The sequence below is a fragment of the Clostridium neonatale genome (assembly GCF_001458595.1).
In the GTDB taxonomy this organism is placed as follows: Bacteria; Bacillota; Clostridia; order Clostridiales; family Clostridiaceae; genus Clostridium; species Clostridium neonatale.
Window position 1 is genome coordinate 1433248 of record NZ_LN890328.1, and the last position, 13000, is coordinate 1446247.

Here is a 13000-nt window from a genome sequence, read left to right on the forward strand (position 1 = left end):
TTATATGAACATTTCTCTTCTCAATTGAAGTGAATACAATAAGTTTGTCTAAAACTAAATATTCCCCCTTGAAAGGAGAAGAACAATTAACAAAACAAAAATTAAATTTCCTCGCTGTCACTCTGACCAACTATATAAGTTTGACTTAGATAAGCAGGCTAATCAAAAATATCAATGTAAGAACTGTAAGAGGCAATTTGCTCCTAACTACATCAGTAACCGAGTTGCAAAAAGCTATCCTAAATGTCCAAAGTGTAGCAAAGCAACATACCTACACCACACTTATAAATATTATAATCGTTATAAATGTGGTAATAGAAAATGTAACCATATAATAGTACAACACCATAATTTAAATATTAATAATGCGTCTAGTCAAAATATAACCGGCACCCTTTCTATGAAATGAATGCGATTTCTATTACATGCTATACTCACAGCTTTAACCTTTTATTTTTTAATAATACATCCACAAGAGCTATTTCACACTTTCTATATACAACAGCAAGTATAAAAGTTTCTCATGTAACAATATTCAGTTGTCACATAAATTTACGCCTTTTTTCGAACAAAAAGCTGATTCATTTAAATCACAATTAAATTTGCAATCTGACGATTTGCACGCTGATGAAACAGTTGTATTTATAAATGGTGAACGTTATTATTTGTGATTGGCTATCAATTCAGAAACTCGTTTTATATTGGCATTTCACTTAACGAAATCACGCAGTGAAGATTCTGCTTTCACATTAATTAATGAAGCAAAAAAGTTTGGTGAACCTAGTAATTTTATAACTGATAGATTACCTTCATATAATCAAGCTGTAGCCAAAGTATTACCCAATACTAAACATATTCCTGTAGCACCAATGTCTAGCGATACGAATAACAATCTTATAGAGTCTTTTAATAAAACATATAAAGCTTGTTATAAAGCTAAAAAAGGATTTAATTCATTTGAAAAAGCAAATAACTTAATATACTTATTTATCTTTCATTATAACTTTATAAGACCTCATGGATCTCTAAACAGCCATACTCCAGCTGAAGTTGCCGGCTTCGCTAGCAATAGCAAGTCTAAAAAAATCATGGTTTGTTGCCGCTTAAATTAATTAATCAATATCTTTGATTAACCTGCAAAAAATCTTGTCTATTGCAGGTTTATTTGTCATGCAATAAATTGATCAAACTTATATAATTTTTAAAGATCGGGAAATTCTAAGAATTATTAAGCTATTTTTTCATAATAACCTAACAGAATCTTATTAAGCTTCGCATTTTTTATAAATTTTATAAATAAAGAGGCAACTAACATCATATTACTCAATTAGTTGCCTCCCCATTACATCATCTAAATTTTAATAAATGATACTTATGAAATTAATATGCTATATCTTTATAAAATTAAAATTTATCTAATCCAAGCTCCATTTGCATCTAATTTATAACCATAAATTACAGTATTATATGCCATTGATCCATCAGCATTTAAATAGTACCATTTTCCATTTACTTGCTTCCAGCCTGTTGCCATTGATCCATTAGTATTTAAATAATACCAAGTTCCGTTCACTTGCTTCCAACCTGTTGCCATTGATCCATTAGTATTTAAATAATACCAAGTTCCGTTCACTTGCTTCCAGCCTGTTGCCATTGATCCATTAGTATTTAAATAATACCAAGTTCCGTTCACTTGCTTCCAGCCTGTTGCCACTGATCCATCTACATTTAAATAGTACCAAACACCATTTATTTGCTTCCAGCCCACATCAACTGTTTCTTGTTGTGAATTTGAATTAGTATTAGTTACATTTGTATTGGCTTCATTTTCATTCTTATTTTGGTTTGATGAAGACGAACTTGATGATGAGCTTGAACTACTACTTGATGAGTTTTTTACAATCTTTGAAGTAATAGCTTCAAAAGTTTTATTGCCAACAGTAACCACTACTTTTATATATTTCCCTCCATCTTTTGACACTAGTTTATAGCTTTTATTTGTCCCAATTAATTCTGCATTATCAAAGTTTGTATTAGTTGATCTATACCACTCATAACTTACTGTTTCTGAAGTACTCACTGCACTTCCATTTTTATTTATTAGTTGTGCACTTAATGTATTTCCAACTTTCTTTGCTCCATCAATTATTACTCCTGTTGGCACTGATTGTTCTTCTGAATTACCGTTGCCCCCTTCTGATGAATCAGCTTCAAACACTGCATTTACATTTATATCTGCGCCTAAATTAGTGTCTGTTCTATCTGCATTAGTAACACCATCACTCCAACGTACAAAATGATATCCTGAATTAGCTATAGCTGTGACTTTACTTCCGCTCTTTCCGTAATCAACTGTTTGTGACGTATCTCCTTGAATAAATCCACCTTCTCCTGCTGTATACGTAAATGTACAGCTTTGTTGATTTGGTGTTTCTGTTTCAAATTTCCAATAATCCATATTAAATAAATTGATGTTTTCTTTACCAAGAAATTCAAAGAAGATACTATGAACTCCATTTATATTTTCAACTTTGCACTCTATCTCTTTCCAGTTTTGTTCACCACCTGTAGAATTTACATCAAGTGTACCAATCACTTTACCCTCTAAGCTGTCTAAATGTATTTTTATTTGTCCTCCAGCTCTTGATGCAACATTAGCCTTGAAAGTTGTTGTTGCCTCTTTTGGTACTGAACCAAAATTAGCATTTGCTACTGCAATCCAGTCGCCATTGTTTATATCTGTAACATTAAGATTAATACTTTTCACCTGACTGCCTGGTGCTGTGCAATCCTCTGTTGAGATTCCTGAATTCCAGCCAATAGTTTCTGCTTCATTTCTAGTATATGGATTAAGATTAGCTGTTTGTGGCACACCTTTCATATCTGCATCAACTACTTTAATTTTTCCACTATCATAATAGTTTACTTCGTTAATATGAGGAGAACGGTATCCCTTCGTACTACTTAACAATTCTCCACTAACAGTTTGTGCATGATATACTACATATTCTTTGCCATTATATTCGAAAATACTATGGTGATTGTTGCCTCCATATCCGAAATACTCTGCTGGATTCTTTAAGAAAGCTCCACCATAAGTAAATGGTCCCATCGGGCTGTCACTTGTCATATATGCAATTTGTCCAGCTCGCATATTATCTGGATGTGTTCCAGCAAAATTTAAACAATATGTGTAATAATATGTGCCATTATGCTTATGAATTCCACTATCTTCAAACATATATGGTGCATTAATTTCTTCTGCCGCACCTTCAATACTTGTCATATCATCACCTAATTTAATAACTCTAGCAGTTTTTGGATTTGCAATTTGTTCATCTGTTGGATTGTTCCCACCAGGTATTCCGCCTCCAAAATATAAATAGCCTTCTCCATCATCATCTACTAACACAGCGGGATCAAAAAGCCATACAACTCCATTTCCAACTCCATCTGTCCTTGAACTTACCAACGCTTGACCAATTGGGTCTGTCCATGGACCAATTGGACTATCTGCTGTAAGTACACCTATTCCACCTCCACCATTTGCAAAATAAAGGAAGAATTTATCTTCACCATTAATAACCTTATGAGTAGCAGCCGGAGCCCATGAACCACCTGCCCATTTTGCAATCCCATCTTTTCCTGCTACTGGAATGTAACCATGGTCAGTCCAATTAATCATATCATCAGAAGATATAACCAAAACTCTGTTAAGATTAGCAAATGTGTTTTCTTTAATGTTTCCATTATCATCATACATATACTCATCACTTGACAAATATACGTATACTCTTCCGTCATATACTATTGCATATGGATCTGCTCCTAATTTATGAGTTATAAGAGGATTGCCATATCCCGGAATTTTAGCAATTGCATCAGTACTTAAAGCTTTTAATGTAATATTAGATACCGCATTTTTAATATTGTATCCTGTATTTCCACCTTTAACATTAATATAATCTGTAGTAATTGTTTCAGTTATATCTGATTCAACGTAATTTGCAACTTTTAACTTAATGGTTGCAAACAATCTATTAGAAGTATTATTTTTATAATTTACTTCATTGCCAGATACATTTAATTTAAGCTGATTATTTGAATAGGTATATGAACAATTTCCTGTTATATTATCAGTATTAAAAATAACATCTGCTACTGATAAATCTTTTGGTATACCAAAAGATGCAGAAATATTTGTATAATTACCATTTGGCAATTCATCCATTGTTATTGGAACCTCAAAATCTACATTAGGAACTCCTAGAACATCTGAAACATTTCCAAGTTCTGCATTCAATGTATCATTGGAAGGAACTTCTCCTGTCATTTCGCCATCTAATCTAAAATAGTCAAAATCAACATAACCACCTGTTGTCTTTGTAGCATAATTAAATAATCCAAATCGATATCCCATAAAATGAGGTAAAGTATAAACTAATGACAAATCCTCCCCCATTTTGTTCCATTCTTTTCCATCTAAACTGTAATAGAAATACGCTTTATTAGTATTATTTTCATAGTTAAAGTCTATTTTCAAATATACTTTTTCTTGATCAAGAGGAATTCTTGCTATTTCTACTGGCTCACTTTCTTCAGAAGCATCATTTGTACTTCCTCGCATCATAACAATATATTTGCTGTTACCTTCCATTTTTACACCAACAGTTCCATAATAAAATTGGAATGCTGCTAATCCTGCATAATCACCATCTTTCATATTACTTACATCTATCGCAACGTCTCCTGAACATTGTGGTCCAAATGTTCTTTGCGTAAGTGTATTTCTTGCATCAAGAATACTTGTACTCTTTCTTCCTGTAGTAAGTCTTAAATATCCATCTCTATCTGTAAGTGACCAGTTATTGTTATCTGGATTATGATTCCACTGCCATACTAGTCCAAGATTAGAACCATTGTAATCATTTTCACCATCCTTAATACCTGATCCTCCAGTAGATACTGGCTCTAACAAAACATCATCAACATAAAAATCCATTAAATCATTAGTTGCATCCGGATTTGCTGTCCATGGAGTTTCTAAGAAAATATACGTATCTGTTGATGTATCTGCACCATCAGGAATTGTATATGTGCCTTCTATAACTCCCCACTCACCTTTAGTTATATTAGCCGATCCCATAACTTTTGTATCACCATTTGTATGAATTGTATAATTAAAGTATTTAGAATCTGGTCCATCATCATATTTTACTTTTGCTGAGAATTTATATTTTTCTCCAGCCTTAACTTTTCCTGAAAGAGGCTGTAATGGACCTCCTCCAGTTCGTGTTCTGTCATATACATGTACTACTCCATCATCATTCCATTTAACTTTGCCAGCCCAAGTACCTTCCCATGATTCTATATCACTGTCAAATTCGCCATTCTTAATTATATTTGCATCTACTGTCATATCTACGAATGAAACATCATCTACATAGAAATCCATTAAATCCTTGTTCTTATCTTGCTCTGGTGTCCACGAAGTCTCAATAAAAATAAATACATTGTCTGGATCTACATCTTCAGGCATGGTATATGTGCCACTTATTGTTCCCCATTCACCTTTTTTTATAGATTTCGATCCTAAATTTTTTCTATACCTATAATCGGGACCATTCTGCATAGTAAAATTAAATGTTCTATTATCAGGAGCAGAATCTAATGCATCATATTTAACTTTTGCAGAAAAATAGTACGTTTTACCTGCTTCTAATTTTCCAGTGAGATTTTGTTTAGGACCAGAAGTTGTACCCTTTCTATTAGAAATTTTTAAAACTGCTGTACTATTTGTATAAGAAGTTTTTAAAACTACGGAATCATCAGTTGTAGATGACTCTCCACTTTCATTAGCCTCCCAATTATGTGTTCCATATAAAACTACGGAATCATCAGTTGTAGATAACTGTCCACCTTCATTAACCTCCCAATCATCTATTCCATCATCAAAATCCCCGTTTTTTAACAACTCTTTTCCATCTGCTGGATCATCTAATACTAAGTCTCCGCCTTCTGAATTTTCATCATCACTTGTTTCCAATACAGTATGTGAATATCCTATTTTTTCTGATCCTTGATAAAATTCATCAGAGGAAACTATATTAGTTTTTGAAAGATCCAGTTTAATTCCTGTATCCTCAGGAACTTTACCATCTACTCCAAATATTGGCCATCCATCCTCCCATGTAACTGGAACAAGATACGGCATGCGTCCTACTGGACCAGAATCTCTAAACAACATTCCATACCAATCTCCATCTGGCGTATCGACAATTCCACCTTGAGCAATACCATTGTAATTTAATACAACCTTTCCTTCATAATCACCATCAATGCTATCGGCGCGGAAGCATAGCTCCTGACGACTTCCACCTGTTGGCCATGTTATAAGAAATACATAATACTTTCCATTTATTTTTTGAATATGTGCGCCTTCTGCTAGAAGTCCTACATTAGAACCTGCAAGCAAACTTGCATCTTTAATAATAGTTTTATCAAGACCACCTTCCTTTATTGCTGTCGCATCTGAAATGAGTTCAGTAATATGAATATCTCCAGAACCGTCTACCATATATACCCTGTCATCATCATCAAATAGCAACGACATATCATGAAAAAGACGATCAATAGTTGAATGTTTCCAAGGACCATTTTCTATATCTTCGGTTTGATATATATATGTTTTGCCTGTAGAATTAGATGAAAAAGCTATATAATAAGTTCCATCATGATATCTAAGACTACTTGCCCACGAACCTTCTCCATATTCATTTTCTCCATTAGTAAGAGTCTGTTCATCATCTCCATCAAGCACATCATAAACATAATTTACGATTTTCCAATTAACAAGATCATAAGATTTCATAATTGGAACTCCTGGATTCATGTGCATTGTAGTACTTGTCATATAATAGGCATCTCCTACCCTAATAACATCATTATCAGGTACATCTGCCCATATAAATGGATTTTGGGCCCTATCACTTGTTTCTGTTGCTAATACTGATATTGCTGGTACTAAGCTAAATGAAAATGTACTCGCTAATAAAACAGAACCTAATTTTTTATACATTATTTTCTCCCTCTTTCTTTTAAAAGTTCTTTCCAATAGTTTTCACAACCTTTTTACATTACTTTTCTTCCTCCTTTACTAAAACATATACTAATCAGTATCTTGCAGAATTCCACAATCATTGCTTTATCTAACTTTTTTAAAGTTAGATATTTATAATTTCCTCCATTATGTCAAAATATAATTGAAAAGAAAAAGTATAACAGAATGAAGGTAAACATCACGATTTCTATGAGAAAATCTAAACAATTAAACTTATTTGCTGAAATTCTTTAGCTAAGTTACCTTATATTCTAATCACATAACTAGTTTTATTAACTTAATTTCAATTAAGTTCTTCTATACAGTCTTTCTAGATATCGTTTTCAATGGTTCATAAAGTATCATTTATTTTATTATATATACTTATTTTAAAAAAGTATTTATAATATTCAGCACTTTTTTATACTTTTTGATACTTTTACATATAAATTTTATATATACCAAAATAGTTATAAATTCTCAGACATTCTCACATATATTTTATACTACTTGCATCATTTCATTAGTATTTTAAGTATATTTATTATTAATGTTTGTATTTAGTTATTAAGAATAAAATAAAAGGATAGCTGCTATGCATTGAAAGATTTTTATCGTTAACCTCCTCTCAATTATGACAGCTATCTTTTAAATTTTTCTATTAGCTTAAGTTTTATTAAACAATTTCCTCTATATCAATTATCCTATCTGCCCACTCTTCATAAAAAGCAGCTTCGGTAGAAACTAATACTACAGTTCCTTCATATGATATTAAAGCTTCTTTTAATGCCTCTTTAATATATAGCTCTATTTATTCACTTATTACATTCTTATTTGTTTTCACATTAGCTAACTATACCAATATAGTTAGCTAACATTTTTCAAAATTCAGTATTCCATTAAATATTATATTAAACACACTGTCCATGGCCTCATTGTATTTTTTATTATTATCATGAAGCATATTACTATCAAGCAGCTTTTCACTCATTACATCAATCATAAGAGCTGAAATAAATAAATCTGCGTTTTCTTTAATTTCGCCATTAGATTTTGCCTGCTGAAAAATTTCTCTAATTATATTTATTTTATAATTTCTAACTTCCATAAGCTTATTCCACTCTTTTTCATAGTATATTTTTATTTCACTGATTATTGAAGATGGCATTTTATATTTATGATAAGTATGAATAATCTTATTACATTTTTCATTTAATGGCATATTTTCATTAATTATATTTTCACAGCTCTTCATATCTGCATTAAATACTTCATTTATATATGTTTCTACAATTTCATCCTTACTATTAAAATATTTATATATTGTCTTCTTGCTTATTTTTAAATTACTACATATATCATCCATTCTGAATTTCCTTAATCCACGTTCTTGTATGATTTCACATGCAGCCTGTAATATTTTATCTCTCATTAAATCTCTCCTTTTTTACATATGTCTTTACAATAACAGCTCCTGCAATTCCTGCTATACAAAGTACAATAAATGAGTATATTTCACTTATTGACCATATTTTCGCAACTACTAGTGAGCCTATAAATGATCCAATATATTGAACGCTATTTAATATTCCATTGCCTGCTCCCCTATATTCATTTGCTAGCAAATCATTTCCAAGGTTTGATAATACAGTTGATATTCCAATATAACCACTCATAAATAACATTGTTCCAATTAATATTAAAATAAGTGATGATTTATTAAGATAAAATAACACTCCAACTGCAGTTAGTATAAAATTAATTATAAGAAATTTTATACTTTTTACATTATCACATTTCTTTACTACATTCTGAATTACAATTATTGCAATTATCACTGATGGCATAAATACCTTCCACATTCCATCAAGTCCTGTTATGTTTTCAAGATACTGTGGTATACAAAAAAATACGCCTGTCATTATAAAATTATTTAATAATCCTGCAATATTCAATGCATCAAAGCACTTGTCCTTAATCAGGATTTTCATTACATGCTTTGTTGATATATTATTATTATTTACATTTTTATTATCCTTCAAAAATACAGCTATTACAATGGATGCGCCTAAAATAAGCACGGCTGAATACATAAACATATTTTCTACACTTACAAATTTATTTATTATTGACCCCAAAGCAAAAGATGCTGCAGCTGCTCCACTTACCATCATGCTAATGATACTTAATGACTTAAGTCTTTCTTTAGAATTTGTACATACTCCAGAAACCCATGAATATCCTACAGCAATAACAGCTCCACTTCCTTGCATAGCTCTTGCAAATATTAAAGCATATATGTTATCTGCAAAATGTGCAATTACAAGACCTATAACTACCTGCATTAGACCACATAACATGACTCTTTTATTACCTTGCTTATCGCTCCAGATTCCATAAAATATCTGAAATACTGCCTGCATAAGCCCGAAAATTCCAAGTGCTACACCTGCTAGAACTGGTGTATAATATTTTAATTGTTTGCTGTAAGTACTTATAAATGGCATAACCATAGTCATTGCCATTTGACGCATACCTAACGCAAAGCCTAAAGTAGTAACCAATAATAAATTAGTATTTTTTATATTTTCCTTTTTCACAAAGCTCCCTCCATTTGTTTAGGAAACTATTTTTCTTTTTTGAGTTTCTAATAAATAAAATAATAGGAAACCATAATTAAACTTTCAGTTTCCTATTACAATAATATTCCAAAAGATGAAGGCTGTCAAATATATATTTAATTAAAATTATGATTTAAACTTATAATAAAAATTTCATCAATTTCATAAATATATGTATATTATCAAAAACTCATAAAATCAAATTTTACCATAATTTTATTTTTTTATTTTTTGCAACAAATAAAGTAAAAATCTGTTTTTTACGAATTCCTGCATTTCTTATATTTTTTATCCTTTTGACTATAGAATGTTCATCAATGCTAAACTTACACTTAAATAATTATCTTCAAAATTACTAATATTTTATCAGTAAAAAATTTCATTTGATATTTTTCCGCCAAACATTAATCATAGAAATTCTTAATTTTATCAAAAGAAAATAAAGACATCTTAAATCCTGAAGTTTTAATTATAGCTGAGATTTTGTTAAATATTTTCATAACTTCACATTCATAAAAATTATTTTCTTTATATTTATCATCATTTCCTTTTTCCGGATTATATTCTTCATCAATTATATTCCATGCAGTAATTTTATATTTTGTTCTATTTTTATAAAAGAAAAATTCATTACTCTCTCCATCACATGATCCATTATCAAGATTTTCAGGTATGCTTTCAATTTTACTTTCATTTATTATATTCAATATTTTTTCTACAACATCAGACTTTAATGTATATCGCTCTTGTTTTAAAAGTATATTTTGAACAACATATTCAGAATACTCTATCTTACCATCATAAAATATCTCTATTTTAAAACCTTCATATTGTCCATATTGACAGCATGCAGCATTTCCCAATCTATAAGAAAAAATTACAGTACGATCTATCATAATAATTTTCCTTTCAAATATATAATTATTGTTTCTAAACTAATGAAAATATGTATAATAAAGATAATTACCTTTAATTATACATATTTCTAATCCTTACCTCAACCTTATAACTTTTTTGATAAATGAACATGAGATATAGACGTATATTTTTACTCTATCCATTCCCATCCATCTCTACCAGCACCTAATTCAAAATGACATTTAACAATTCCTAAATCTAGTTTGCTATAAAATGCAGTTAATGCTTTAGCTCTTACTTTATTACCTTCTAAACTAATCAAAAACTTTTGCTGGTTCATTGCTGTTGGAGCTAACATTGCTGCCTCCATTCCTTTTTTAAACCAATCTGGCATTTCTCCATTGACTTTAGAGAGTTCTTCAATTGACTTACTTTTATGGCTTACGCCTTGATTTTCTCCATATCCTAAGGCTATTACACAAATAAGTTTTTCTCCTTTTTCTACTTTAATCATAGCCTTTGATTTGCTATATGTCATAGCCACCCAACATGTATTTAATCCTAACTCAGCAGCCTTAAGAACTATCTTTTCACCATAATAGCCACCTTTTTCTTGAAGTTTATCTTCCTTTTTGCCAACTATAGCAATATAGTTTTTTACATTACTAAATTTACCATAGTGCGCCATAAAACTATCAAAAGCCTTTGGTTCATCTGTGCATAATTGGATATGCATATGTCCTTCATTATTACATTCATCAATAATTTCCATGAGCTCTTTCTTAACGTCCTCATCTATTTTCTTATCAGTATAACTACGAACAGAATGACGTTTTTTCATTATTTCTAAAATATCCATAATCAATTCCTCCAAGTAATAATATTTATAATGTTTTTAAATTAAACCTTTTTTCATAGCTTCTCTTTCAGCATCACTTTTAAAGCAATCATTTTCTTTTGATACTTCTTCAATTATTTCATTGATATTATTCATTAACCCTGAAAGCTGTTTCCATACTGTATCACAAGCATTTACAAAGTAATAATTTTTAGTACCTTCTCTATACATACTTATAACCCCAGCATCCTTAAGTATTTGCAAATGGTGAGATACTGCAGGTCTTGAAAGATGTGTTTTCTTAGTAATTTCCCCAACTCTAATACCATGGGCATCACTTTCAAGTAAAGCTATTAACATTTGCTGTCTTGTTTCATCTCCTAATGCTATAAATGCCTTTCTACAAGCTTTAAAATCTTCAGCTACTTTCACTCTTCTCTCATAACATCTTTCCATTTCTACACTCCTTCAATTAAAATTCATCTTATAGTATTACTATTTTTTCTTTAACATCTGGATCATGAGTAGCAAATACGCCTACACATTCTTTTTTATGTGCCATATTTTTAACCCATTTTAAAGAAGTGATCATATCATCTTTATTAACTAAGGGGCCTGGCATACGAAGATTTTCCCATGAATCCTTAGCATATCCACAATCTCCTGTAAGCAAAATAAACTTATTATTATTTTTTACCATAACTACAATATTCCCTTCTGTATGTCCCTTAGCATCTAATAATAGTATTGTTCCATCTCCGAATACATCATATCCTCTATTAAATGGTCCATATTCAAGTTTATCCATTTTAAAAGATTCTACATTTACACCATTCCAAAATCTTTTAGCATATCTAACATTACCTTTATTTATTGCCTTCATTTCTTCCTCAGATATCATTATTTTATTAGCATCTTTAACTAAACCTAGGCCACTTGAATGATCACAGTCCATATGAGTGACAAATACATAATCTAAATCTTTAGTTTGTATATTCAGCTTTTTTAGCTGTTCATTTACAGCTTCTTCTTCAAGTAATTTAGGCTTACTTGCCATATATAATAATGGAGATAAATGCTTTATAGGATTAGTTCTAACATCACTATGCCATCCAGTATCGATTAATATTTTTCCATTTGGATGCTCTATTAAATATGCTGTAACAGGCAACCATATTCTTAATTTTTTACTTCTTCCTATACCTGTATATGCTATAGGATTTTTAGATACATCTCTAAAAGGTACTGCTGGATCAACACCCACTTCTCCACAGTTTAAAATATGAACTTTAATATTATTCATAATAAATTCACCTCTATGTTATAATTTTAAACTTTGTCTATTGGTCTAAACTTTATTCCTTAGTTCTAATTCTAATTTTTAGTTTATACTTAGTTTATTGGTTTATACTTTTAAACAATTATAGCATTAATTTTTTTCTGTGGTTCAATGGTTAAGAAAATCAAGACCATTACCTTTTTTCAAAAACTCCATTATTATTTCATATGCTTAACACTTGGAAAAAGGATGCTTTTTATAGCACCCTTCAAAGCTTATCTAATTATTTATTGTTTTCTTATATT

General features: G+C 30.4%; 7 protein-coding genes and 1 pseudogene. 1 reads left to right on the plus strand and 7 read right to left on the minus strand.

Going from position 1 to position 13000, the window contains the following annotated elements; translation table 11 throughout:
* Positions 1-85: 85 nt before the first annotated feature.
* A pseudogene (locus BN2920_RS13405) lies at positions 86-1107 on the plus strand (IS6 family transposase).
* Positions 1108-1411: 304 nt separating this feature from the next.
* Here the strand turns inward: BN2920_RS13405 and BN2920_RS22145 are convergent.
* The 7 genes from BN2920_RS22145 to BN2920_RS13440 all read right to left on the minus strand — a co-directional run bounded on the left by BN2920_RS22145 (position 1412) and on the right by BN2920_RS13440 (position 12719).
* The gene (locus BN2920_RS22145) at positions 1412-7078 is read right to left on the minus strand and encodes a family 43 glycosylhydrolase (protein WP_230132285.1); all 5667 of its coding nucleotides are present in this window, start codon (positions 7076-7078) and stop codon (positions 1412-1414) included.
* Positions 7079-7970: 892 nt separating this feature from the next.
* Positions 7971-8531, minus strand: coding sequence for a TetR/AcrR family transcriptional regulator (locus tag BN2920_RS13415; RefSeq protein WP_058295502.1), 561 nt, complete (start codon positions 8529-8531; stop codon positions 7971-7973).
* Positions 8521-9699 carry an MFS transporter gene (locus tag BN2920_RS13420; protein WP_058295503.1) on the minus strand — a complete coding sequence of 393 codons (1179 nt, stop codon included), beginning with the start codon at positions 9697-9699 and terminating at the stop codon, positions 8521-8523. The genes BN2920_RS13415 and BN2920_RS13420 overlap by 11 nt, the downstream gene beginning before the upstream one ends.
* A 425-nt stretch (positions 9700-10124) precedes the next feature.
* Positions 10125-10616, minus strand: a complete 492-nt coding sequence (locus tag BN2920_RS13425; protein WP_058295504.1) for a hypothetical protein — start codon at positions 10614-10616, stop codon at positions 10125-10127.
* 152 nt (positions 10617-10768) lie between these two features.
* A complete protein-coding gene (locus BN2920_RS13430; protein WP_058295505.1) occupies positions 10769-11437 on the minus strand; it encodes a nitroreductase family protein in 669 nt (222 codons plus the stop codon).
* Positions 11438-11473: 36 nt separating this feature from the next.
* Entirely contained in the window at positions 11474-11872 is a 399-nt protein-coding gene (locus tag BN2920_RS13435; protein WP_058295506.1) for an ArsR/SmtB family transcription factor, read from the minus strand.
* Between the two features lie 28 nt (positions 11873-11900).
* Positions 11901-12719, minus strand: a complete 819-nt coding sequence (locus tag BN2920_RS13440; RefSeq protein WP_058295507.1) for an N-acyl homoserine lactonase family protein — start codon at positions 12717-12719, stop codon at positions 11901-11903.
* Positions 12720-13000: the final 281 nt, after the last annotated feature.